The 22084-nt window shown below is 66.6% G+C and carries 25 protein-coding genes; 16 read left to right on the forward strand and 9 right to left on the reverse strand.

The genetic code is table 11. The features are described 5' to 3' along the window. Positions 1 to 17 precede the first annotated feature (17 nt). A complete protein-coding gene (locus GN330_RS07390) occupies positions 18 to 902 on the reverse strand; it encodes a helix-turn-helix domain-containing protein (RefSeq protein WP_156712067.1) in 885 nt (294 codons plus the stop codon). Between the two features lie 113 nt (positions 903 to 1015). Between GN330_RS07390 and pobA the strand changes: the two genes are divergently transcribed. Continuing rightward, positions 1016 to 2188 (forward strand): 4-hydroxybenzoate 3-monooxygenase, encoded by a 1173-nt coding sequence (pobA, locus tag GN330_RS07395; RefSeq protein WP_156712068.1) that lies wholly within the window; start codon positions 1016 to 1018, stop codon positions 2186 to 2188. Here pobA and pcaQ read toward each other — a convergent pair. Next, positions 2182 to 3105 (reverse strand): pca operon transcription factor PcaQ, encoded by a 924-nt coding sequence (gene pcaQ, locus GN330_RS07400; protein WP_156712069.1) that lies wholly within the window; start codon positions 3103 to 3105, stop codon positions 2182 to 2184. The genes pobA and pcaQ overlap by 7 nt on opposite strands. 89 nt (positions 3106 to 3194) lie before the next feature. Here pcaQ and pcaC point away from each other — a divergent pair, with 89 nt between their 5' ends. Genes pcaC through GN330_RS07425 form a run of 5 tightly spaced genes read left to right on the forward strand, consistent with a single transcriptional unit; the run spans position 3195 to position 7214 of the window. Continuing rightward, positions 3195 to 3608, forward strand: a complete 414-nt coding sequence (gene pcaC, locus GN330_RS07405; protein ID WP_156712070.1) for a 4-carboxymuconolactone decarboxylase — start codon at positions 3195 to 3197, stop codon at positions 3606 to 3608. Position 3609: 1 nt separating this feature from the next. Continuing rightward, positions 3610 to 4350: a protocatechuate 3,4-dioxygenase subunit beta gene (gene pcaH, locus GN330_RS07410; RefSeq protein ID WP_156712071.1), complete on the forward strand. Its 741-nt coding sequence runs from the start codon at positions 3610 to 3612 to the stop codon at positions 4348 to 4350. A 2-nt stretch (positions 4351 to 4352) separates the two neighbouring features. Then, entirely contained in the window at positions 4353 to 4967 is a 615-nt protein-coding gene (gene pcaG / locus GN330_RS07415; protein WP_156712072.1) for a protocatechuate 3,4-dioxygenase subunit alpha, read from the forward strand. 13 nt (positions 4968 to 4980) lie between these two features. Beyond that, entirely contained in the window at positions 4981 to 6045 is a 1065-nt protein-coding gene (locus GN330_RS07420) for a 3-carboxy-cis,cis-muconate cycloisomerase (protein ID WP_343040400.1), read from the forward strand. Continuing rightward, on the forward strand, positions 6042 to 7214 hold the full coding sequence (locus GN330_RS07425) for an MFS transporter (protein ID WP_197435087.1): 1173 nt from the start codon (positions 6042 to 6044) through the stop codon (positions 7212 to 7214). The genes GN330_RS07420 and GN330_RS07425 overlap by 4 nt, the downstream gene beginning before the upstream one ends. A gap of 26 nt (positions 7215 to 7240) precedes the next feature. On the opposite strand, the gene paaZ is transcribed toward GN330_RS07425, so the two are convergent. Next, a complete protein-coding gene (gene paaZ / locus GN330_RS07430; RefSeq protein WP_156712075.1) occupies positions 7241 to 9265 on the reverse strand; it encodes a phenylacetic acid degradation bifunctional protein PaaZ in 2025 nt (674 codons plus the stop codon). A gap of 68 nt (positions 9266 to 9333) precedes the next feature. Beyond that, entirely contained in the window at positions 9334 to 10548 is a 1215-nt protein-coding gene (locus tag GN330_RS07435; RefSeq protein ID WP_156712076.1) for a cytochrome P450, read from the reverse strand. 117 nt (positions 10549 to 10665) lie between these two features. Here GN330_RS07435 and paaI point away from each other — a divergent pair, with 117 nt between their 5' ends. Genes paaI through GN330_RS07450 form a run of 3 tightly spaced genes read left to right on the forward strand, consistent with a single transcriptional unit; the run spans position 10666 to position 13045 of the window. Beyond that, positions 10666 to 11106, forward strand: coding sequence for a hydroxyphenylacetyl-CoA thioesterase PaaI (gene paaI, locus GN330_RS07440; RefSeq protein ID WP_156712077.1), 441 nt, complete (start codon positions 10666 to 10668; stop codon positions 11104 to 11106). A 35-nt stretch (positions 11107 to 11141) separates the two neighbouring features. After that, the gene (gene paaK / locus GN330_RS07445) at positions 11142 to 12452 is read left to right on the forward strand and encodes a phenylacetate--CoA ligase PaaK (protein WP_156712078.1); all 1311 of its coding nucleotides are present in this window, start codon (positions 11142 to 11144) and stop codon (positions 12450 to 12452) included. Then, positions 12452 to 13045: a TetR/AcrR family transcriptional regulator gene (locus GN330_RS07450; protein WP_156712079.1), complete on the forward strand. Its 594-nt coding sequence runs from the start codon at positions 12452 to 12454 to the stop codon at positions 13043 to 13045. Before paaK ends, GN330_RS07450 begins: the two co-directional genes overlap by 1 nt. A gap of 42 nt (positions 13046 to 13087) precedes the next feature. Here GN330_RS07450 and GN330_RS07455 read toward each other — a convergent pair whose 3' ends face one another. Together GN330_RS07455 and GN330_RS23435 are read right to left on the reverse strand one after the other, a co-directional pair. Continuing rightward, entirely contained in the window at positions 13088 to 13315 is a 228-nt protein-coding gene (locus tag GN330_RS07455) for a hexameric tyrosine-coordinated heme protein (RefSeq protein WP_156712080.1), read from the reverse strand. Positions 13316 to 13336: 21 nt separating this feature from the next. Beyond that, the gene (locus GN330_RS23435; RefSeq protein ID WP_197435088.1) at positions 13337 to 13507 is read right to left on the reverse strand and encodes a hypothetical protein; all 171 of its coding nucleotides are present in this window, start codon (positions 13505 to 13507) and stop codon (positions 13337 to 13339) included. A gap of 291 nt (positions 13508 to 13798) precedes the next feature. On the opposite strand from GN330_RS23435, the gene GN330_RS07460 reads away from it, so the two are divergent. Next, complete coding sequence (locus GN330_RS07460; protein WP_156712081.1) at positions 13799 to 14692, forward strand: PaaX family transcriptional regulator; 894 nt, start codon at positions 13799 to 13801, stop codon at positions 14690 to 14692. Between the two features lie 11 nt (positions 14693 to 14703). Here the strand turns inward: GN330_RS07460 and GN330_RS07465 are convergent, their stop codons facing one another. Next, a complete protein-coding gene (locus GN330_RS07465; protein WP_156712082.1) occupies positions 14704 to 15387 on the reverse strand; it encodes a phage tail protein in 684 nt (227 codons plus the stop codon). Between the two features lie 196 nt (positions 15388 to 15583). After that, on the reverse strand, positions 15584 to 16003 hold the full coding sequence (locus tag GN330_RS07470) for a PaaI family thioesterase (RefSeq protein ID WP_156712083.1): 420 nt from the start codon (positions 16001 to 16003) through the stop codon (positions 15584 to 15586). A gap of 102 nt (positions 16004 to 16105) precedes the next feature. On the opposite strand from GN330_RS07470, the gene paaA reads away from it, so the two are divergent. From paaA to paaE, 6 genes are all read left to right on the forward strand, one after another. Further along, on the forward strand, positions 16106 to 17101 hold the full coding sequence (gene paaA, locus GN330_RS07475; RefSeq protein ID WP_156712084.1) for a 1,2-phenylacetyl-CoA epoxidase subunit PaaA: 996 nt from the start codon (positions 16106 to 16108) through the stop codon (positions 17099 to 17101). A 72-nt stretch (positions 17102 to 17173) separates the two neighbouring features. Continuing rightward, positions 17174 to 17461 carry a 1,2-phenylacetyl-CoA epoxidase subunit PaaB gene (paaB, locus tag GN330_RS07480; protein ID WP_156712085.1) on the forward strand — a complete coding sequence of 96 codons (288 nt, stop codon included), beginning with the start codon at positions 17174 to 17176 and terminating at the stop codon, positions 17459 to 17461. A gap of 28 nt (positions 17462 to 17489) precedes the next feature. Beyond that, complete coding sequence (locus GN330_RS07485) at positions 17490 to 17786, forward strand: hypothetical protein (protein WP_156712086.1); 297 nt, start codon at positions 17490 to 17492, stop codon at positions 17784 to 17786. Then, positions 17779 to 18531 carry a 1,2-phenylacetyl-CoA epoxidase subunit PaaC gene (gene paaC, locus GN330_RS07490; RefSeq protein WP_343040404.1) on the forward strand — a complete coding sequence of 251 codons (753 nt, stop codon included), beginning with the start codon at positions 17779 to 17781 and terminating at the stop codon, positions 18529 to 18531. Before GN330_RS07485 ends, paaC begins: the two co-directional genes overlap by 8 nt. 155 nt (positions 18532 to 18686) lie before the next feature. After that, a complete protein-coding gene (paaD, locus tag GN330_RS07495) occupies positions 18687 to 19220 on the forward strand; it encodes a 1,2-phenylacetyl-CoA epoxidase subunit PaaD (protein ID WP_197435089.1) in 534 nt (177 codons plus the stop codon). A gap of 60 nt (positions 19221 to 19280) precedes the next feature. Then, positions 19281 to 20360, forward strand: a complete 1080-nt coding sequence (gene paaE / locus GN330_RS07500; RefSeq protein WP_156712088.1) for a 1,2-phenylacetyl-CoA epoxidase subunit PaaE — start codon at positions 19281 to 19283, stop codon at positions 20358 to 20360. Between the two features lie 21 nt (positions 20361 to 20381). Here paaE and GN330_RS07505 read toward each other — a convergent pair whose 3' ends face one another. Beyond that, a complete protein-coding gene (locus GN330_RS07505; protein WP_246188589.1) occupies positions 20382 to 22082 on the reverse strand; it encodes an ArnT family glycosyltransferase in 1701 nt (566 codons plus the stop codon). Positions 22083 to 22084: the final 2 nt, after the last annotated feature.

Genomic DNA, 22084 nt, shown 5'->3' on the forward strand with positions numbered 1-22084 from the left:
GCGGGGCCGGCGCGGGGTCAGAATTTCAGCCGCGCGCGCTCGCGTTCGCGAAAGGCGCCCGGCGTCAGGCCGGTCTGCTTGCGGAAGAAGCGGCTGAAATAGGCCGGGTCGGAAAAGCCGAGCGACAGGGCGATCGACTGCGCGGGCAGAAAGGTGAAGACGAGATCGCGCCTGGCCTCCTCGACGAGGCGCAGGGTGAGAAGCTGGCTCACGCTGCGGCCGGTGGCGCGCCGGGCGATCCGGTTGAGGTGCGCGGCCGAGATGCCGAGCCGGTCCGCGTAGAAGCCGACCGGCCGGTGCTCGCGGAAATGCGCGCCGATCAACGCGCCGAGCGCTTCCATGCGTCCGCGGTCGAGGCCGTCCGGCGGCGGCGTTTGGCCGGCATGTGTTGCGCCGGCGCGGGCGAATTCGATCAGCGCCGCCGTGACCAGCGCGTCGAGCATGGTCCAGCGCCCGAGCGCATGGCCGGCAAGCTCGGCGGCGATGCGCGCCAGAGCGTCGACGGCGCGCGGGGCGACGTCGTCGGCGTCGGCGAGGAGATGCGGGGTGCGGGCGAAGGCGGCGAGGTTGCGGTCTCCGGCCGTCAGCCGGTCGAGCCGGTCGCGCAGCACGGTGACGACAAGGCCGCTTATGTCGGGGGAAAACCGGAAGCCGTGAACGGCGCCGGGTGGAACGAAGATCGCCGCCGGCGCGTCGAAGCGGCGATAGGCGCGGTTCATCAGCGCTTCGCCGTTTCCGTTGGAAATGTACAATATCTGGAAAAAGGCGGCGTGGCGATGCGGACGGATTTCCCAATCGTGCAGCCGGCTCCGCTCCGGGATGGACTCGCAGTGAAGCCAGAAATCGGCGCTTTCGGCGTGTTTGTCGCCATAGAGCTGATAGGTGGGGACGTGCCGGGTCATGTGTGCTGGTTCCTGGTGATGCGCAATTTGTGCAAGATGTTGCGCCGAGTGTCCATTGAGGCGCGACAGCTCCAAGGTCCAGTTTGGCATGAAAGCGGAGTGTGGGAGATTTCATGCGCACCCAGGTGGCGATTATCGGGTCCGGGCCTTCGGGCCTGCTGCTCGGACAGCTTCTGACCAATGCCGGGATCGACAATGTGATCCTCGAACGCGCGACCAAGGCGCATGTGCTGGAGCGCATCCGCGCCGGCGTGCTGGAAGAAGGCATGTGCGATCTTCTGGACGAGGCGGGCGCGGGCGCGCGCATGCGCGCCGAGGGCCTGGCGCATGAGGGGATCGACCTGGCCTTTGACGGCAGGCGCCACCGCATCGACCTTGCCGGGCTGACCGATGGCAAGAAGGTGATGGTCTACGGCCAGACCGAGGTGACACAGGATTTGATGGACAAGCGCGAGCAGACCGGCGGCGTCAGCGTCTACGAAGCCGCCAACGTCGCGCCGCACGATTTCGACGGCGCCAGTCCGTTTGTCACCTTCGACAAGGACGGGGTCACGCAGCGTCTCGACTGCGATTTCATCGCCGGCTGCGACGGCTATCACGGCATTGCACGCAAATCGGCGCCGGCGTCGGTGCTGAAAACCTACGAGCGGGTCTATCCGTTTGGCTGGCTCGGCATCATCGCCGAGGTGGCGCCGGTCAATCACGAACTGATCTATGCCAACCATCCGCGCGGCTTCGCGCTGTGTTCGATGCGCTCGACGACGCGCAGCCGCTATTACGTCCAGGTGCCGCTTGAGGAAAAGATCGAGGACTGGCCCGACGACCGGTTCTGGGACGAGCTCCGGCTGCGCCTGCCGGCGGCGACGGCGGAGCGGGTGAGCACCGGGCCGTCGGTGGAAAAGTCGATCGCGCCGCTGCGTTCCTTCGTCGCCGAGCCGCTGCGTTTCGGGCGGCTGTTTCTGGTCGGCGATGCCGGCCACATCGTGCCGCCGACCGGGGCGAAGGGGCTGAACCTGGCGGCGAGCGACGTGCGTTATCTGTTCGATGCGCTCGGCGAATTCTACGGCGAGGGGTCGCAGGCCGGTCTCGACGCCTATTCGCAACGCGCGCTGAACCGGATCTGGAAGGCGGAGCGGTTTTCCTGGTGGATGACGACGCTGATGCATCGTTTCCCCGATACCGGCGCCTTCGGCCAGAAGATCCAGGAGGCGGAACTCGATTATCTGGTGCACTCGCGCGCCGCGTCGACCTCGCTGGCCGAAAACTATGTCGGCCTGCCTTACTGAGAGGCGCGCCGCGCGGCGGTGGCGGCGCGGAGCGCCCGGCCGAAGGCGTCGAGTAGCGGCGGGCGGTCCTGGTCGGCGCGCAGGGTGAGGCCGACGGCGCCGCGGGTTTCGGCCGTGTCGACCGGCAGCGCCACGAACGCGCCGGCGGCGATCTCGTCGGCGACCACGCCCTCGGAGATGATCCACACCGCGTTGGTCTCGCGCAGGAAGGCGCGGCCGAATGAATCCGACACGCTTTCGATACGCCTTTCCGGTTCGGGTACTGCAAGCGTGATCAGAAGGCGTTCGACAAACGGGCGAATGACCGAGCCCGGTGTCGGCATGATGACGGGAAAAGCGGCGATATCGGCGGGTGCGAAGGCGTGCGTGTCGGCGAGCGGGTGGCCGCGGCGCACGACGAAGCGGACTTCCTCCGAATAAAGATGCTCGAAGCTGAGGCCGAACATGCGCTCGGGCGCGGCCAGCCGGCCGACGACGACGTCGAGCTCGCCGCGCGCGAGCCGCTCCAGCAGCACCGTGTTCTCGCCGGTCACGATCGTCAGCAGCGCGCCTGTATCGGCGAGGAAGCCGGCGGCCACCTTGGGCATGATGCGGGCCGACACGGTCGGCAGCGCGCCGATCCGCAGCGCCGCCCGGCCGCCGCTTGCCAGGTCCTGCACGGCGTCGACGCCGCGGCGCAGCGCCGCCAGGCTGGCGGCGGCATGGCGGCAAAATTCCTCTCCCGCCGGCGTCAGCCGGATGCCGCGCCCCTCGCGCGCCAGCAGCGGCCGGTCGAGCGCGGCCTCCAGTTCGCGCAACGTGCGGGTGGCGGCCGGCTGCGACAGGCCGAGTGCCGCCGCCGCCTTGCCGACGCTCATGCGCTGGGCGGTCTCGACGAAAACGGCAAGGTGGCGGGTCTTGATCTGCATCGTTTCCATATCGATTTTGATATGATATCGGCAAAAAATAGCATTTTTCATAACCGGTTCAATCTGGTTGAGTGACGAAAACCGAGAATGGAGGCTGCATGTCCGCACATTCGGAAAAGCCGGACCGTCACCGGCAAGGCATGGCGACGCGCCGGACGGTGCTCGGCGATGCCCATGTCGACGGGGCCGAGGCGCGCAAGACGCCGTTCGACGAACCGTTCCAGGATCTCATTACCGAGGCCGCGTGGGGGCACGTCTGGTCGCGCCCGAACTGGACCAAGCGCGAACGTTCGATGGTGACGCTGGCATTGCTGGCCGCGCTCGGCCATTACGACGAGGTCGCCATGCATGTGCGCGCCACCGCCAATACCGGCGCGAGCCCGGATGACATTCGCGAGGCGATGCTGCATGTGGCAATCTATGCCGGCGTGCCGGCGGCCAACCACGCCATCAAGGTGGTCAAGCAAACGCTCGACGAGATGGGCGCAAGCGCCGTCGAACAGGAGGGATGAGATGTCGAACGAAAGGCCCGAGACCGGCGCGTTTTTCCAGCGCGACCGCCAATGGCAGCCGCCGGCCTACACGCCGGGCTACAAGACCTCGGTCGTGCGTTCGCCGCAAAAGGCGCTGATCTCGCTCGACAACACGCTTTCGGAGATCACCGGGCCGGTGTTCGGGCATTCCATGCTCGGCGCGCTCGACGCCGACCTGATCCACAATTTCGCCAAGGCCGGCGAAAGCGCGATCGGGCCGCGCATCATCGTCCATGGCCGGGTGCTCGACGAGCGCGGCAAGGGCGTGGCCGGCGCGCTGGTGGAGGTGTGGCAGGCCAATGCCGGCGGGCGCTACCGCCACAAGAAGGAAAGCTATCTGGCGCCGCTCGATCCGAATTTCGGCGGCTGCGGGCGCGTGATCACCGACGCGGACGGGTCCTATTGTTTTCGCACCATCCAGCCCGGACCCTATCCGTGGCCGAACGGCGTCAACGACTGGCGGCCGGCGCATATCCATTTTTCGGTCTTCGGCCACGGGTTCGCCCAGCGGCTGATCACGCAGATGTATTTCGAGGGCGATCCGCTGATCTGGCGCTGCCCGATCGTGGCCACCATTCCCGACCGCGCGGCGGTGGAGGGGCTGGTGGCAGCGCTCGATATGCAGGCCACGATTCCGATGGATGCGCGCGCCTACAAGTTCGACATCGTCCTGCGCGGCCGTCGCTCGACGCTGTTTGAAAACCGGCTGGAGGGAAATTGATCATGGTGCAGCCGCTCAACCGCCTGAAGGAAAGCGCCTCGCAGACGGCCGGCCCCTATGTCCATATCGGGCTGACGCCGAATTTCTGTGGCATAGAGGGCGTCTATGCCGACGATCTCGGCGCCGCGATGGTCAACGACAAGACACGCGGCGAGCGCATCACCGTGCGTGCCCGGGTGATCGACGGCACCGGCACGCCGCTCAAGGACGCGCTGATCGAGATCTGGCAGGCCGACGCGGCCGGGCTCTACAATTCGCCCTCGGAGCTGCGCGGCGCCGCCGATCCGAATTTTGCGGGCTGGGGCCGGCTTGCTTCGGACATGGAAACCGGGCTGTTCGAGTTTTCCACCATCAAGCCGGGGCGTGTCCCGTTCAAGGACGGCCGGCTGATGGCGCCGCACATCACCTTCTGGATCGTGGCGCGCGGCATCAATCTCGGCCTGCATACGCGCATGTATTTTTCCGACGAGCAAGACGCCAATGCAGAGGACCCGCTGCTTCAACGCGTCGAGCACAAGAACCGGGTGCCGACCCTGATTGCGCCGCGCGACGGCGACGTCTACACCTTCGACATCCATCTCCAGGGCGAGAAGGAAACGATCTTCCTCGATATCTGAGCCGCATGTCATCGTGAGCGTTTTTCCCTTCGAGCATCCTTTCCTGTCCGGCCTGGCCGGCGACCGGGAGATCGCCGCGCTGTTTTCGGTCGAGGCCGAGATGGCGGCGATGCTGGCCTTCGAGGCGGGACTGGCGGCGGCGGAAGGCGCGGAGGGGGTCATACCGGTCGGCGCGGCTGCCGAAATCGAGAATCGTATCAAGGCGTTCCAGCCCGACCTTGAGGCTTTGAATCAGGCGACGGCGCGCGACGGCGTCGTCGTGCCGGATCTGGTGCGCCAGCTTCGCGCCGCGGTCGGCGAGCCGCATGCGCGCCATGTTCATTTCGGCGCGACCAGCCAGGACGTGATCGACACCGGCCTGGCGCTGCGGCTCGTGTCGGCATTCGATATTTTCGGCGCCCGGCTCGACGCGTTGGCCGTCGCGCTGGCCGCGCTGACCGACCGCGACGGGGCGATCGAGGTGATGGCGCACACCCGCATGCAGGCGGCGATCCCGGTACCGGCTTCGCGCAAGATCGAAAGCTGGCGGGCGCCGCTTCTCAGGCATCGCGCGGCGATGGCCGGAGCGAGAGAGGGCATGTGCGTTTTGCATTTCGGCGGCGCGGCCGGCACGCTCGATAAGCTCGGCGGCAAGGGCGGGGCGGTCTCACGGCGGCTGGCAATCGGCCTCGGCCTGACGGCGCTCGCCTCGGCGCGCCACAGCGAGCGCGACGGTTTCGCGGCTTTCGCCTCCTGGCTGTCGCTGGTTACCGGCACGCTCGGCAAGATGGGCCAGGACATCGCGCTCGCCGCGCAGAGCGAAATCGGCGAGATCCGGCTTGCCAGCGGCGGCGGGTCGTCGGCGATGCCGCACAAGGTCAATCCGGTTGGCGCCGAACTGCTCGTCGCCTTGGCGCGCTTCAACGCCACGCTCTTGGCCGGCATGCACCAGGCGCTGGTGCACGAAAACGAGCGTTCGGGCGCGGCCTGGACGCTGGAATGGCTTTTGTTGCCGCAGATGGCGGTCGCCTGCGGTGCGGCGCTGCGCACGGCGCTTTCGCTGGTCGACACGATTTCCTTCGAGGGGCGGTCGGGGTGAGCGCGCGTGCGCTGATCGTCTATTGCGGGCTGTTGATGTCCGTCTCCGCCTTCGCCGTCGACATCACGCTGCCGTCCTTCGGCGCCATGGTCGAGGCGCTCGACACGCGCTACGCGCTGGTCCAGTGGACCATCACTTTCTACATGTTCGCCGCCGCCTTCGGGCAATTGCTGTGGGGCTCGGCGTCGGACCGCTACGGGCGCCGGCCGGTTCTGGCGGCGGGCCTGACGCTGTTCGTCGTCGGCTGCGCGGTCGCGGCGCTGGCGCCGTCGATCACGGTGCTGCTCGGCGCACGCGCGGTGCAAGGCTTTGGCGCGGCGGCGGCGATCGTGTCGTCGCGGGCCATCATCCGCGATCTCTATTCGGGCGCCGATCTGGCGCGCAATCTGGCGTTTGCCACCGCCATCTTCGCCGTCGGGCCGATCGTCGCGCCGCTCGCCGGCGCGGGCATTGCCGCGCTGTTCGGCTGGCGGGCGATCTTTGCCGTGCTGGCGCTGTTCGGCGTGTTGCTGCTGGCCGCATTGACGCGGTTTTCCGAGACCATTCCCGGGCTCGCCCCCGACGCGCTCAGCCCGGCGACCTATCTGCGCCGCACGAGGCGGCTCGTCGGCCATCCGCAGTCGCGCCATTTCCTCATCCTGTCGGCGGTGGTGATGGCGACCATGCTGCTGATCCTGGCATCCGCGCCACGGGTCTATGAGAGCGAATTCGGCATTACCGGCGGACTTTTCGCGCTCTATTTCGCCCTGCATGGCGCCGGCATCGTCATCGGTCAGATGGTCAATCGCCGGCTGATCGCCGTGGCCGGCATCGTGCCGGCGATGCTGGTCGGCAACGCGGTGCTGATCCTGTCGGCGACGCTGATCCTGGCGACGGCTTTGGCAGGCCTGCTGACGCCCTGGCTGCTGGCCGCGTTTTTCGTGTTGTTCGCAACCAGCTATCTGGTGGTCTATTCCAACGCGGCGGCGATGGTGCTCGACCCGCATGGCGACATCGCCGGCTTCTCGGCTTCGCTCTACGGCTTTGTCAGCCAGATGGGTGGGGCGCTCGCCGTTACCGCGCTGGTGGTGATGACCGGCGACGGCGCTGTCGCCTTCGCCGCTGCGCTGTTAGCAATCTGCCTGACCACCATGGCGATGATCGCATGGTGGCATCGGGGCCGGCGCTAGCGCCGGCCTATCCCACGCCCCGGCGGCTACATCTGGTTCATGGTCAAAAGCTCGTAGCCGGCGACCTGTTCGCCGTCCTGATTGACAACCGTGACATCCCAGCGCACCTCGCCATACTCGGCGTTGCGGCGCGTCTTGGCCTTGGCGGTGAGCTGTACTTTGAGAGTGTCGCCGGGCGAGACCGGCTTCATGAAGCGCAGATTGTCGAGCCCGTAATTGGCGAGCACCGGTCCCGGTGCCGGGTCGACGAACAGGCCGGCGGCAAACGACAGGATCAGGTAGCCGTGAGCGACGCGGCCCGGGAAGAAGGGATTGGCCTTCGCCGCCTCCTCGTCCATGTGGGCGTAAAAAGTGTCGCCGGTGAACTCGGCGAAATGTTCGATGTCCTCGAGCGTCACCTGGCGTTCGGCGGTCTCCAGCGTATGGCCGATCTCCAGTTCCGGAAAGCGCAGGCGGAAGGGGTGTTTTTGCCCGGCAATCGTGGTCGCGCCCTTCACATAAATGCGGGTGATGCCCGCTAGCAGATCGGGGCTCGCCTGGACGGCCGTGCGCTGCATGTAGTGCATGACGCCGCGAATGCCGCCCATCTCCTCGCCGCCGCCGGCCCGGCCGGGTCCGCCATGGACGAGATGCGGCAGCGGCGAGCCGTGCCCGGTCGCCTCGCGGCCGGTGTCGCGATTGGCGAAATAAAGCCGGCCGTGAAAGGCGCCGGAGGCGAGCACCACCCGGCGCGCGACCTCGGGGTCATGGGTGAAGACGGAGGCGACCAGCGAGCCGGCGCCGCGATTGGCGAGCGCGGTGGCGTGGTCGAGGTCGCGATAGGCCATCACCGTGGAGACCGGGCCGAACGCCTCGACCGAATGGATCTTGTCGGCCCCGTCCGGGTCGTCGCAGGCAAACAGCATCGGCGAGACGAAGGCGCCGTTTTCGGCGTCCACGCCCTCGGCGAAGCCGTTTTCCGCCCCATAGACCTGGCGCGCCTCTGAGCCGATCAGCGCCGCCTTTTCCAGCACGTCGCGGCGCTGGGCGAGGCTGGCGAGCGCACCCATGCGCGTCGCCTCGACCCTGGGGTCGCCAATCACCGTCTTGGCGAGCCGTTCCGAGATCGCCTCGATCACCGCCTCGCGGTGGTCGGCCGGCACCAGGATACGGCGGATGGCGGTGCATTTCTGCCCGGCCTTGGCCGTCATCTCGCGATGCACCTCCTTGACGAAAATGTCGAATTCGGGCGTGCCGGGCGCGGCGTCGGGGCCCAGAATGGTGGCGTTGAGCGAATCCTGCTCGGCGATGAAACGGGTGGCGTTTTCCAGGATCGTGGGGTTTGCGCGCAGCAGGTTGGCGGTGGCGGCCGAGCCGGTGAAGGAGACCACGTCCTGCGAACCCAGCCGGTCGAGAAGGTCGCCGGTGGAGCCGGCGACGAACTGCACCGCGCCGTCGGGCAAAAGCCCGGATTCCACGATCATGCGGAAGGCGGCCTCGGCAAGCCAGGCCGTGGCCGAGGCCGGCTTGACGATCGCCGGCACGCCGGCGAGCAGGGTCGGGGCGAGCTTTTCCAGCATGCCCCAGACCGGGAAGTTGAAGGCGTTGATATGCACGGCCACGCCCTGCAGCGAGGTCGCGACATGCTGGCCGACAAAGGCGCCGGTCTTGCCGAGCTGCTCCAGATTGCCGTCGAGATAGATCACGTCGTCGGGCAATTCGCGCCGGCCCTTGGAGGCAAACACGAACACCGTGCCGATGCCGCCGTCGATGTCGATCATGGAATCGGGCTTGGTGGCGCCGGTCTCGTAGGACAGCTCGTAGAGCGCGTCGCGGCGCTCATTGAGATATTGCGCCAATGCTTTCAGCTTTGCCGCGCGCTCGTGAAAGGTGAGGGCGCGCAGGGCAGGACCGCCGACCGTGCGGGCGTGCTCGATCATGGCGGCGAAGTCGAGCCGCGCTCCGAGTTCGGCGATCACGCGGCCGTCGATCGCGCTTTTGAGACTGGTGATGGTGCCGGCGGGGGCGACCCATTTGCCGGCGGCGAAGCTGTTGAGGGAAAGAACGGTCATGGACGATACTCCTGGGCGGACGGTTTTGCTCGATCGGTGTGGCGTGGCCGGCAATCTTTGCCGCCTGCCTAACCGACGCTGGCCGGCAGGGCGGAAAAGCCGCGAAAGCGCACGCGGCCGGTGCGTTTCGGCGCGCCGGCAAGCCGGTAGTCTGGGAAACGTTTCAGAAAGCGCGAGACGGCGATGCGGCCTTCCATCCGGGCGAGCGAAAAGCCGGCGCACAGATGCGGGCCCTGCGCGAAGGCGAGATGGCGGTTGGGCTTGCGGGCGAGGTCGAGCCGGTCGGGGTCCTCGAACTGGCGCGGGTCGCGATTGGCCGCGCCGATCGCCAGGTGGATGCGCGTGCCGGGCGCGATCGTCTCGCCATGGAGTTCGCACTCGGCCAGCGTCATGCGGTTGCCGAGCTGGTTCGGGCTCTGGAAACGCAGGAACTCGTCGACGGCGGTGTCGATCAGGTCGGGATTGTCGATCAGCCTTTGGCGCTCGTCCGGCCATTGGGCGAGTTCGTGGAGCGCGTTGCCGATCAGATTGGTCGTGGTCTCGTGGCCGGCATTCAGGATGAAGATGCAGTTTTGCAGCAGCTCGGTGTCGGACAGCAACTCGCCGTCATTGCCGTTGATCAGCCGGGTCAACACGTCGGTCGCCGGATCGCCGGGGCTCGCCCTGCGTTTGGCGGCAAGCTCGGCCAGATAGGTCTTGAAGGCGGTGACAGCTTGGTTGCCGCGCGCCTTGTCGGTCTCGCTCAATACCGGTTCGAGCGCGCCGAGGATCGCCAGCGACCAGTCGCGCAGCGGCCCGCGCTCTTCATGCGGCATGACGAAGAGATTGCCGATCACCTCGATCGGGATGGCGGCGGCGAAATCCTCGATCAGGTCGACCTCGCCCTGGTCGGCGATGCGCTCGATAAGCCCGTCGACCAGCGCGACCAGGCCGGGCTCCATCGCCGCGATCGCCCTCGGTGTCAGCGCCCCCATCATGATCTTGCGCACGCGGGTGTGCAGCGGCGGGTCGTTGAAGACCAGGCTGGTGGTGTGATGCTCGTAAAGCGGCGTATCGCCGAATTTCGGCAGGAACTCGACCTTCTTGTCGGAGGAAAAGGTCTTGGTGTCGCGATAGACCCGGTCGAGATCGGCATAACGCGACAGCATCACCGACCCATCGGGGAAGTGCTTGAGCGGCACGTGCTCCAGCAGCGCGCGATAGACCGGGAAGGGATTTTCGGCAAAGCCCGGCGGCAGGGCGTTGATGTCGAACGCCTCCGCGAGCGCGCGTGTCGCCTCCATCGCGTCATCTCCTCCCGTCGTTTCCGGCTCGCGGCCGTTCGAGTATTATTGACCGACTGGCCGGTTTATGCAAGTCTCGTGGCATAGCATGAGCCGAGGTCGCGGGGAGGGGATTTAATGGCGTTGTCGGCGGAAGAGATCGCGCGCAGGTCGGCCGATGCGATGTGGGCGCGCGACGATGCGTCGAAATGGCTCGGCGCCAGCCTCGATGCGGTCGGGCCGGGAACGGCGCGCCTGTCGATGACGGTCGAAAAACATCACACCAACGGTCACGACATCTGCCATGGCGGCTACATTTTCACGCTGGCGGATTCGGCCTTCGCCTTTGCCTGCAATTCCTACAACACGCTCGTGGTCGCGCAGCACAATGCGATCACCTTCATCGCGCCCGGCCGGCTCGGCGACCGGCTGGTGGCGGACGCGCGCGAGATCGCGCGGTTCGGCCGCTCGGGCATTTACGATGTGCGCGTGAGCAATCAGGCCGGCGCGCTGATCGCCGAGTTTCGCGGCAATTCGCGCGTCATCGAAGGCCGGCATTTCGACGAGGACAACGCCTGAGGCGCGCGCCTTCCAGGCGGCCGTGGAGGAGCACCATGAAGGACCTGACACCCAACAAGGCCGATCTCGACCCGATCGAGATCGCCTCGCGCGACGAGATAGCGGCGCTGCAGCTAAAGCGGCTGAAATGGTCGCTCCGGCATGCCTACGACAATGTCGACTTCTACCGGAAGAGCTTTGATGCCGCCGGCGTGCATCCCGACGACCTGAAAACCCTGTCCGATCTGGCAAAATTCCCGTTCACGGTGAAGACCGACCTGCGCGACAATTATCCGTTCGGCCTGTTTGCCGTGCCGCGCGACAAGGTGGCGCGCATTCACGCCTCGTCGGGCACAACCGGCAAGCCGACGGTGGTGGGCTACACGGCCAACGATCTCGACGTGTGGGCGACCTGCGTGGCGCGCTCGATGCGCGCCTCGGGCACGCGGCCGGGCGATATCGTGCAGATCGCCTATGGCTACGGGCTGTTCACCGGCGGGCTCGGCGCGCATTACGGCGCCGAAAAGCTCGGCTGCACGGTGGTGCCGGTTTCGGGCGGCATGACGACGAGGCAGGTGACGCTGATCGAGGATTTCCGCGCCTCGACCATCATGGTCACGCCGTCCTACATGCTGTCGATCCTCGACGAATATCGCGCCCAGGGGCTCGACCCGCGCCAAAGCCCGCTTCAGGTCGGCATATTCGGCGCCGAGCCGTGGACCAACGCCATGCGCGCGGAGATCGAGGCCGCCTTCGACATGCATGCCGTCGATATTTACGGCCTGTCGGAAGTGATGGGGCCGGGGGTCGCCAATGAATGCGTGGAGACCAAGGACGGGCTGCATATCTGGGAGGACCATTTCTATCCCGAGATCATCGACCCGGTGACGGGCGAGCCGGTCGCCGACGGCGAGAAGGGCGAGCTCGTCTTCACTTCCTTGTCGAAGGAGGCGTTTCCGATCATCCGCTATCGCACGCGCGACCTGACCCGGCTCCTGGCCGGCACGGCGCGCTCGATGCGGCGGATGGAAAAGATCACCGGCCGCTCCGACGACATGATGATCCTGCGCGGCGTCAACGTGTTTCCGACCCAGATCGAGGAACAGATTCTCAAGGTCGACGAACTCGCGCCGCATTTCCAGATCGAGCTGTCGCGCCACGGGCGCATGGACGAGATGACCGTCAATGTCGAGGCGTTGCCCGACCATGCCGACAATGCCGAACGCGCGGGTGCCGCCGCCGAACTCGCCCGACGCATCAAGCAGGTGATCGGCATCACCGTCAGGATCAACGTCACCGAGCCCGGCGGCGTCGCTCGCAGCCAGGGCAAGGCGCAGCGCATCGTCGACAACCGGCCGAAGGCCTAATGGCCCGCACCCGCGCCAAGGACTATGACGACAAGCGCCGGGCGCTGCTGCACCAGGCGGCGCTGACCTTCGCGCGCGACGGCTACGACCGGGCCTCGATGGCCTCGCTGGCGGCCGATTGCGGGGTGTCGAAGGCGCTGCTTTATCACTATTACGCCTCCAAGGAGGCGTTGCTGTTCGACATCATCAACGCCCATCTGGAGGCGCTGGTCGACGCGGTCGAAGCGGCAGACAGGTCCGATCTTGCCCCGCGGGCGCGGCTGGAGGGGCTGGTCGCGGCGCTGCTTGAGGCCTATCGCGACGCCGATGCCGAGCACAAGGTGCAGATCAACGCGCTGCAGCTCCTGCCGGACGACGAGCAGGGGCAGTTGAAGGCGCTGGAGCGCCAGCTTGTCGAACGCTTTGCCGAGGCGATCCGCGCGCTGCGGCCGGAACTCTTCACCGGCACGCCGCTTCTCAAGCCGGTGACGATGAGCCTGTTCGGCATGCTCAACTGGTTCTATATGTGGCACCGCGAGGGCGGGTCGATCAGCCGCGGCGACTACGCCAAACTCGCAACGGTGCTGCTGGTCAGCGGCGTCGAGGGCCTGTGAGGCGTCGCCGGCCGCCGTCGGGGCGGTGCGTTACGTCGCCGGTCAGTCGTCGGTCCAGTACTTGTTGGCGCGGGCGACGGTCTGGAAATTGGTCGCCACGACCTGCGAGGCCATGGTCAGGCTGTCGGCGTCGTTGGCGTAGTCCGGCCGCAGGCGGTCGCGCACCTCGTCGTCGGGCTGGGTTTTCTTCACCGCCATGCGGCTGAGCTTGATCGCGAGATCGAAGCCTTCCTCGGGGGTTGCGGTTTTCAGCGATGGCAGCCAGCTCATGCGGGATCTCCTTGGCCTTGATCAGATGAAATATTCGATGGCGATCCACATGCCGATCGCCGTCCAGAAGCACATGTTCACGAAAGAACGCAAAATCCCGCCATCTTGCTCGATATCGATGCCGATCCAGCGCAGAACCAGGGTGCCGGGAAGCAGGATTACCTGCGCGATTGCCTTGAAAAACGTCAGCATCGTTGCCTCGTCAATGCGTGTTCGGGCGTCGAATCGCGGCCGGGCGCGGCCGGGCGCGGCCGCGGCATGAACGGTCTGGCGAGGGCGCGTGGGGCGGAATTGGTCATCAAAAACATTCATTCTATTTGTATCTTTTAGTAGCAGCGACCATCGCTGTTTGCAACCTGTGAAATCACCGGGCCGGTCACGGGTTGCGATCGAGCCGGATCGCGCCCCGGCTCGCGGCCGGCCTTGCGAGCCCCGTGGCCAAGCTGCTTGCCAAATCCAAGGCGGGCATGGCATCTGCCTGCCATGGATGCGAGGGAAAACTCCGCTGGCGAGGCGCTTGAAGGACTGATCGACGCCCTGCATGCGCGCGGGCGGCTCAGAGTATGGTCCCTGATCGTCACGATGTTCGGCGACGCCGTCGTGCCGCGCGGCGGCCGCGTCGCGCTGTCGGTGCTACAGGAACTGATGGCACGGCTCAGAATCGAGACGGGGGCGGTGCGCACGGCGATGTCGCGGCTTGCGGCCGATTGCTGGCTCGAACGCGAGCGCGACGGGCGCAATTCCTATTACAGGCTGGCGGAGGAGGGGCGCCACGCGTTTGACTTCGCGACCAGGCGCATCTACGCCGCCGGCCCGCCGGGATGGGACGGCACCTGGCTGGTTGCGCTGGCGCCGGCTGGCGCCGGCAACGGCGCGCGTGTGGGGCGCGAACAGGCGATGGCGGAACTCGGTTTCGCGCCGGCCGGTGCCGGCAGTTTCGTGCGCCCTTTCGCCAATATTCCCGAACTGGTCGACGATGTGCCGGCGGGTTTGCTTGTCGTGCGCGGGGCGGCGTTGCGCGAGCCGCCGGACCTTGCCGCGCTGTGGGATCTAGACGAACTGGCCGCGGCCTATCGCGCGCTCGGCGACGAACTGGCGCCGCTCGCCGCTGCGCTGGCGCGCGGTGCCGGGTTTTCGCCGCTCGACGCCATGGCCGCGCGTGTGCTTGTCGACCATTCGTGGCGGCGCATCGTTTTGCGCGATCCCGGCCTGCCTGCCGCGCTTTTGCCGGCCGACTGGCCGGGCGAGGCGGCGCGGGCGCGGGTCAAGGCGGTCTATGCCGCGCTCGCCGGCCCGAGCGAGGCCTGGCTCGACGCATCCGGCCTGCCTGCGCAGGTGGACGCGAAAAGGTTCAAGGCCCGGTTCGGCGGGATTTGAGGCCGGGCAAGCTACCTGCGAATACAGTAGTAGAGAGCGAGGTAGGGCGGCATATTGTTGTGGGGCTGGCTTCCGCCCGATTCGCTGATGGTGCCTTCGGGAACAAACGGCTGATGCACCCCGGCGCCCTCGCCGCCCACCGACAACGCGACCGCCGGGTGCCCGGTCCACTGGCCCCGCAAGACGCTCGTGCCATTGAATTCGTGCGAATGGGTGGGCATTTCTTCTGCTTTGAGGGCATGCCATTCGGCGCCGCCCTGCGCCCCGTCGGGATCATCCATCAAGGCCGGGTACCTGCTTAGGCTCTGTCCGTTTTCGTCGACATTGTTGTTGACGCCGGCGCCGACGATCATGCGGCCGCCAGCCGGAGCAAAGCGTTCCCATCCGCGCGGACAGGCATCTTCTTCCGACCTGTCGAACGCTGCGACAATGCCGGATGCTCGCCTGAAAGGCTCAAGTTCCGACTCCAGTGCTTCGATCCTCGCGAGCGTTGCCGTGAGCCGTGCCGTCATGCAGGTAAAATTGGCCTGGGCGACCTGCGTGGAATTACCCGTTCCTTCGAGATTGCGAATGTCGCAGTCCTGTGCCCGCGCTTCGTTCGCGCCCATCAGGATCGCCGCGCCGATGCTAGCAGCCGCGAGCAAGTGTGTTTTCGGGTTGGACCATATGCCAGAAATTGCAGCGGAACCGTTCATAGTTTGCCACTCCCCATCCAATCATTCCGAGAACAATTGCCCCGATTGCAACTTTAACGGCATGTTCGATGATCCAATGTGGCCTATTTCTCACTTTCCTCTGTTTGTTCATGTCGGTGACTGCTCCGATCGCGCGCGTAAGCCCCAGCCGGAAGGATTGCCGACCGGGGCTCCGCAGGCAATCGAAGATTGCGGCTCACTCCTCCAGATAGGCGAACGCGCTGGTGGCGGTGACGGCGACCTTTTTTGCGCCCTTCGCCCTCATCTCGACGCGCGTATAGGCCATGCGTTTGCCGTTGGAGAGCACCTCGACACGGATGTCGACGTCGCCGGGCTTCAGCGGCCGCAGAAAATGCGTGGTCAGGTCGACCGTCGTGCAGACGCGGAACCGGCCGTTGAGTGCGGCCAGCGCCACCACCGAGCAGGTGTCGGCCGCCGCCGCCGTCGCCTGGCCGCAGATCACGCCGCCGACATGCACCAGCGCCCGGTTTTCCGGCAGCAGGAAATCGCCGCCGGCCGCGTCGAATCCGACCGGTTTCAGCCCCATATCCACGATCCAGGGCGCGAATACGCGCGCGATCGTCTCTTCCGCCTGCTTCAGCCCGAACTCTGTCATCGATCCTCGCTTTTTATGTTACGAAATATTGCGGAATGTTAGATTTTTTGTTACATGTCAGGATGGACGGATCACCCGCCATCCGACCACGGAGGAGATGCCATGTACAGCCAGGGCCTGATCGGGGCGAAGACCGACACCGACGAGGACGAAGCTTTCCTCGCCGCTTTCCAGGCGCGCATCGACGCGGAGGACAAGATCGAGCCCAACGATCCGATGCCGGAAGGCTATCGCAAGACGCTGGTGCGCCAGATCGGCCAGCACGCGCATTCCGAGATCGTCGGCATGCTGCCGGAGGGCAACTGGATCACGCGCGCGCCGTCGCTCAGGCGCAAGGCGGCGCTGCTGGCCAAGGTACAGGACGAGGGCGGCCACGGGCTTTATCTCTATTCGGCCGCCGAGACGCTCGGCGTCAGCCGCGAGCAGATGACCGAGGAGCTTTTGTCGGGCAAGGCGAAATATTCCTCGATCTTCAACTATCCGACGCTGACCTGGGCCGATATCGGGGCGATCGGCTGGCTGGTCGACGGCGCGGCGATCATGAACCAGATCCCGCTGTGCCGCTGTTCTTACGGGCCCTATGCGCGCGCCATGATCCGGGTGTGCAAGGAGGAAAGCTTCCACCAGCGCCAGGGTTACGAGATCATGATGACGCTGGCCAACGGCACGGCCGAGCAGAAGGACATGGCGCAGGACGCGCTCGACCGCTGGTGGTGGCCGTCGCTGATGATGTTCGGTCCGCACGATTCCGACAGCCAGCACGGCGACCGGTCGATGAAATGGAAGATCAAGCGCTTCACCAATGACGAGCTCAGGCAGAAATTCGTCGACGCCACCGTGCCGCAGGGCGAGTTCCTCGGCCTGACCTTTCCCGATCCCGAGCTGAAATGGAACGAGGAGCGCGGCCATTACGATTTCGGCCCCATCGACTGGGACGAGTTCTGGCGTGTGGTCAAGGGCGGCGGAACGATGAACCGCGAGCGCATCGCCGCGCGCCGCAAGGCCTGGGACGACGGCAAATGGGTGCGCGAGGCAGCGCTTGCCCATGCCGAAAAACGCCGGGCCAGGCGCGAGGCGACGAAGCTGGCGGCGGAGTAGTCCGACATGCCGCTTCGGTCGCGCTGGGCCGGGGCGGGAAACGTATACGCGACGCGCCCGAGGACAACGATCATGAGCAAGACCGAAATCCCGCTTTGGGAAGTTTTTATCCGGCCCCGCAACGGGCTCGCGCACAAGCATTGCGGCTCCGTGCACGCTGCCGACGAGGTGATGGCGATCCAGGCCGCGCGCGACGTCTACACAAGGCGCGGCGAGGGCGTGTCGATCTGGGTGGTGCCGTCGGCGGCGATTGTCGCCTCGGATCCCGAACACAAGGACGAGAATTTCGAACCGGCGCTGACCAAAATCTACCGCCACCCGACCTTTTACGACATTCCCGACGATGTCGGCCACATGTAGGCCGGCCGCCAATCGACGGAGGATACCGATGGACCCGCTCGAAATCCTGTTCAGTCCGTTTGTGGCGATGACTGCGCATCCCTGGGCGGTTTACGTGCCGGTGGTGGTGTTGGGCCTGATGGGCTGGGCAACGCCGTGGGGAGGGACCGTGGTCAAGGTCGCGGCGGCGTTGTGGCTGGCTTACGCGCTGTGGGAGACCGCCGTGCAGATCATGACGCCCGAGGCCAATATCAGGGTCGACCTGCTGGTGATCGCACCCATTCTGATCGTCGTGTCGCTCGCCGCGCTGGCGATGTTTTTGAGAAAGGCGTTCGCCCGTGTCTGATGCCCTGCTGACATTTCTTCTCCGTCTCGCCGACGATCATCTCATCCTCGGCCATCGGCTGTCGGAATGGTGCGGCCACGCGCCGATGCTGGAGGAAGATCTCGCCATGCCGAACATGGCGCTCGACCTGATCGGCCAGGCGCGCGCACTCTACCAATATGCGGCCGAAATCGAGGGCAAGGGGCGCAGCGAGGACGATCTCGCCTATTTGCGCCGCGAGCGTGACTACGTGAACTGCCTGATGGTCGAGCGACCCAACGGCGATTTCGGCCACACCATGCTGCGCCAGCTCTATTTCGCCGCCTTCATGGAGCCGTTCTGGACGATGGCGTCGACGTCGCGCGACGAAACCCTGGCCGGTATTGCCGCCAAGGCCGTCAAGGAGACCGCCTACCATATCCGCCATGCCGGCGAGTGGGTGGTACGGCTCGGCGACGGCACCGAGGAAAGCCGGCGGCGCATGGAGGCGGCGATCGACGCGCTCGCACCTTATGTCGACGAACTCTTCGAGGGCGACGCCGTCAGCGCGGAGATGACCAAGGCCGGCATCGCGCCCGAGCCGGCGTCGTTGCGCGCTGAATTCGACCGCACCGTCGGCGCGATCTTCGCCGAGGCGCGGCTGACCTTCGCGCCGGCGGCCTATGCCCAGACCGGCGGCCGCCAGGGCCGCCATGGCGAGGCGATGGGGTTCATCCTGGCCGATCTGCAGCACATGCAGCGCACCTACCCGGGGGCGACATGGTGAAGAACGCGCCCGACAAGGCACCCCTTCGCACGCCCCTGTGGGCCATCGGCCACCTTCCCCGCGAAAGGAGAGACCGGCCGTCACCGTCGCCGGCCTCCGTCCAAGCAACGTTTGAGGCAGGCGCGGGCCGCGATGACGGTCCTAACTCCGCCGGTATGGGAGAGATAGGCGGCGGGCCGAAACCGGATACGAAAGAGTATGACAGTTCCGCTCCGGATCGCGATCGCGCCTGGGCGGCCGCGGCCGCGGTACCCGACCCGGAAGTGCCGTGCGTGACGGTTGCCGATCTCGGCATCCTGCGGTCGGTCGAGATCGAGGGCGAGGTCGCGGTCGCCAGGGTGACGCCGACCTATTCCGGCTGCCCGGCCACGCTCGCCATCGAGCTTTCTGTCGAGGCCGCCCTGCGCGAGGCCGGCTTCGAGGCCCGGGTGGAGCGTGTCATTGCGCCGGCCTGGACGACCGACTGGATCACCGAGGCGGGCCGGGCGAAGCTGACGGCCTACGGCATTGCGCCGCCGGTGAAGGGCTCCAATTCGATCCGGGCGCTGTTCGGCGAGACCGTCGTCGCCTGCCCGAAATGCGGATCGGAGGAAACCGAACGGGTTTCGGAATTCGGTTCCACGCCGTGCAAGGCGCATTACCGCTGCACGGCCTGCGGGGAACCGTTCGACTATTTCAAATGCATCTGAGCAGCAGCGCCCTTGGTTGCAATCAAGGCGCGCCGTCTCCCGAGGCTTGAGGTTTTGACCATGGCACCCCGTTTTCACGATCTCACCGTTTCCGCCATCGAGCGCCAGACGCCCGATGCCGTCGCGATCGCCTTCGACGTGCCCGATGCGCTTCGCGACGCCTTCCACTTCAAGCCGGGCCAATATCTCACACTGGCCACCAGCCTGGACGGGCAGGATGTGCGCCGGTCCTATTCGATCTGTTCCGCGCCGGGCGAGCCGCAGCTCAAGGTCGGGGTCAAGAAGGTCGCCGACGGCCGTTTCTCGCGGTTCGTCAACGAGACGCTGTCGGTTGGCGACACGATCCGCGTCATGCCGCCGGAGGGCCGGTTCACCTCGCTCTTCGGACCGCGCCACGATTATCTGCTGATCGCATCCGGTTCGGGCATCACGCCGATGCTGTCGATTGCCAAGACGGTGCTCGAGCACGAACCGGACTCCACGGTGGCGTTGGTTTACGGCAACCGCTCGACCGAGACGATCATGTTTCGCGAGGAGCTGGAGGATTTGAAGGACCGGCATCTGCGCCGCTTTTCGCTGGTGCATCTGCTGTCGCGCGAAAAGCAGGATGTCGACCTGTTGAACGGCCGCATCGACGGCGAACGGGTGAAGGAACTCGCCGAACGCGGGCTGATCGATCCGCGCGGTTCTGACGGCGTCTTTCTGTGCGGTCCGGGCGAGATGATCGACGACGTCGCGGCCATGCTCAAGGCCTATGGCGTGGAGGAGGACCGCATCCGTTTCGAGCGTTTCACGCCGACGGGTGAGGCGCCGAGGCCGCGTGCGCCTTCCGCGCAGGCCAGGAAGGCTGTGACCGACGGTGTCGCGGTCGAAGTGGTGCTCGACGGCACGCGGCGCGAATTCGCCATGGACGAGACGGCGGGAACGGTGCTCGACGCCGCGCACAAGGCCGGCATCGAGCTGCCCTATTCCTGCGCGGGCGGCATGTGCTGCACCTGCCGCTGCCGGGTGGTCGAGGGCGAAACGGAAATGGCGGTCAATTTCTCGCTGGAAGCGTGGGAGATCGAGGCCGGTTTCACGCTCGCCTGTCAGTCCAGGCCGCTGTCGCGGAAGCTGGTGCTGGATTTCGACGCCGCCTGAGAATTTCGCGCCGCGCTCGCCTCACTCGGCCATGCCGTAAAGCGTCAGCACCAGCGGCGTCCCCTTGGAATAGTTGATGCCGCGCACCGCGCCGCGCGCCGCCACGCTGTCGGCTCCCTGGGGCAGGGCGGCGAAAAACGCTTGCGTGAGGTCGCCGCGCACCAGCGCCATCGTGCAGGCGGGATCTTCGGCCAGGGTCTCGGCGGCGGTGGCGGGATCGGTCAGCAGCGTGTTGGTGCCGACAAGAAAGATCAGGCTCGGCTCGTAATAGCCGGTCGACACCAGCCGGCCCTGCGGACAGGACCTGTGCTCGGCAAACAGGCGCGCGATTTCCGGGCTGAGCCAGATCGGTTTCAGCGGCGGCAATACGAATATCGCGGCGAGCGCCAATGTCGCGCCGGCGCCGAGCGCGGCGGCGAGCGTGCGCGGCAGGGGAGCGAGCGGCGGGCGGATGCCGCTGCCGAGCCAGCCGGTGACGACGACGACGATGGCCGCGAGCGCGCCCCACCAGGAAAAGCCGCCCAGCACGTAAGGGGTGATGGCGATCGCGATGGCGGCCAGCGCCACGGTGACGACGACGAGGCCGAACGTCGTGGCCCAGCGCAGCCAGGTCTGCCAGCGCCGCAGCGGCGCGTCGCGTGCCGCCGTGTCGCTCAGCGCCCAGCCGAGCGCCAGCACCAGGGCCGGAAAGGCCGGCAGCATATAGTGCGGCAGCTTGGTCGGCACCAGTTCGATGATCAGCCAATAGGGCAGGTACCAGGCGGCCAGAAACAAGAGCCGTGGATCGGCGCGCATGCCGTTGAGCACGCGCAGGCCGGCGTCGATCGCGGCGAGGCCGAACGGCCACATGGTGAGCGAATAGACCAGCACGTAATAGCCGGGCGGAAAGCCGTGCGATTCCTGGCCCGACCCGATCTTGCCGAGCAGGTCGCGGCCGACCGCCTCCTGCCAGAACGCCGCCCCGCTCTTATAGGTGATCAGGGCAAGCCAGGGCGCCGCGACCAGCAGCATCAAGGCTGCGCCGGGCAGCGCGCGCATTTTTGTCAGCCAGGCCCGGTCGCGGTCGAAGACCACCAGGAAGCCGGCTGTCAGCAGGCTGAGGAAGGGAATAACCGGCCCCTTGATCAGGATCGCCGCGCCCTGCGCGGCCCAGAACAGCCACGGCGCCCAGCCGGGAATTGGCGTGCCGGCGCGGTGGCCGAGATAGATCCGCGCCAGCATGGCCTGCGCCACGAGGCCGGTCGCCAGCAGCGTCGCGTCGGTCTTGGCGATGCGGGCCTCGAAGCCGAGGATCAGCAGGCCGGCGAGCGAAACGGACGCGATCAGCCCGGCGGCCGTGCCGAACATCCACGCGCCCAGCCAGGCGGTGGCCAGAACGGCGAGCGTCGCGCCGAGGATCGAGACGGTGCGGTAGACGGCGACCGGCGCGTCGGCGCCCTGGCCGCTGATGGCGACCGCCGCCGATTGCAGCCAATAAATGCCGGCCGGCTTCTTGTAGCGCGGCTCGTCCTGGAAGCGGATGTCGACATAGTCGCCGCTCTCGACCATCTGCTTGGTGGCCTGGACGAAACGCGCCTCGTCGCGGTCGGTCGGCGGCAGGGTGGTGATGCCGGGCACGAACAGCAAAAGGCACAACAGCGCCAGCCCGAGATAATGCGCCGGGCCGAGCGCGCCGGCGACGGGCCTGACGGCCACGGGCGGGTGTTCGCGGGCGGCGCTCATGG

Origin of the sequence: Nitratireductor arenosus (assembly GCF_009742725.1) — a bacterium.
Lineage (GTDB): Bacteria > Pseudomonadota > Alphaproteobacteria > Rhizobiales > Rhizobiaceae > Mangrovimarina > Mangrovimarina arenosa.

Excerpts from the sequence above, each read along its gene's own strand:
- GN330_RS07390 (WP_156712067.1), bottom strand. The coding sequence starts at position 902 with ATGACCCGGCACGTCCCCACCTATCAGCTCTATGGCGACAAACACGCC.
- pobA (WP_156712068.1), top strand. The coding sequence starts at position 1,016 with ATGCGCACCCAGGTGGCGATTATCGGGTCCGGGCCTTCGGGCCTGCTG.
- pcaQ (WP_156712069.1), bottom strand. The coding sequence starts at position 3,105 with ATGGAAACGATGCAGATCAAGACCCGCCACCTTGCCGTTTTCGTCGAG.
- pcaC (WP_156712070.1), top strand. The coding sequence starts at position 3,195 with ATGTCCGCACATTCGGAAAAGCCGGACCGTCACCGGCAAGGCATGGCG.
- pcaH (WP_156712071.1), top strand. The coding sequence starts at position 3,610 with ATGTCGAACGAAAGGCCCGAGACCGGCGCGTTTTTCCAGCGCGACCGC.
- pcaG (WP_156712072.1), top strand. The coding sequence starts at position 4,353 with ATGGTGCAGCCGCTCAACCGCCTGAAGGAAAGCGCCTCGCAGACGGCC.
- paaZ (WP_156712075.1), bottom strand. The coding sequence starts at position 9,265 with ATGACCGTTCTTTCCCTCAACAGCTTCGCCGCCGGCAAATGGGTCGCC.
- GN330_RS07435 (WP_156712076.1), bottom strand. The coding sequence starts at position 10,548 with ATGGAGGCGACACGCGCGCTCGCGGAGGCGTTCGACATCAACGCCCTG.
- paaI (WP_156712077.1), top strand. The coding sequence starts at position 10,666 with ATGGCGTTGTCGGCGGAAGAGATCGCGCGCAGGTCGGCCGATGCGATG.
- paaK (WP_156712078.1), top strand. The coding sequence starts at position 11,142 with ATGAAGGACCTGACACCCAACAAGGCCGATCTCGACCCGATCGAGATC.
- GN330_RS07450 (WP_156712079.1), top strand. The coding sequence starts at position 12,452 with ATGGCCCGCACCCGCGCCAAGGACTATGACGACAAGCGCCGGGCGCTG.
- GN330_RS07455 (WP_156712080.1), bottom strand. The coding sequence starts at position 13,315 with ATGAGCTGGCTGCCATCGCTGAAAACCGCAACCCCCGAGGAAGGCTTC.
- GN330_RS23435 (WP_197435088.1), bottom strand. The coding sequence starts at position 13,507 with ATGCTGACGTTTTTCAAGGCAATCGCGCAGGTAATCCTGCTTCCCGGC.
- GN330_RS07460 (WP_156712081.1), top strand. The coding sequence starts at position 13,799 with ATGGATGCGAGGGAAAACTCCGCTGGCGAGGCGCTTGAAGGACTGATC.
- GN330_RS07465 (WP_156712082.1), bottom strand. The coding sequence starts at position 15,387 with ATGAACGGTTCCGCTGCAATTTCTGGCATATGGTCCAACCCGAAAACA.
- GN330_RS07470 (WP_156712083.1), bottom strand. The coding sequence starts at position 16,003 with ATGACAGAGTTCGGGCTGAAGCAGGCGGAAGAGACGATCGCGCGCGTA.
- paaA (WP_156712084.1), top strand. The coding sequence starts at position 16,106 with ATGTACAGCCAGGGCCTGATCGGGGCGAAGACCGACACCGACGAGGAC.
- paaB (WP_156712085.1), top strand. The coding sequence starts at position 17,174 with ATGAGCAAGACCGAAATCCCGCTTTGGGAAGTTTTTATCCGGCCCCGC.
- GN330_RS07485 (WP_156712086.1), top strand. The coding sequence starts at position 17,490 with ATGGACCCGCTCGAAATCCTGTTCAGTCCGTTTGTGGCGATGACTGCG.
- paaD (WP_197435089.1), top strand. The coding sequence starts at position 18,687 with ATGGGAGAGATAGGCGGCGGGCCGAAACCGGATACGAAAGAGTATGAC.
- paaE (WP_156712088.1), top strand. The coding sequence starts at position 19,281 with ATGGCACCCCGTTTTCACGATCTCACCGTTTCCGCCATCGAGCGCCAG.
- GN330_RS07505 (WP_246188589.1), bottom strand. The coding sequence starts at position 22,082 with ATGAGCGCCGCCCGCGAACACCCGCCCGTGGCCGTCAGGCCCGTCGCC.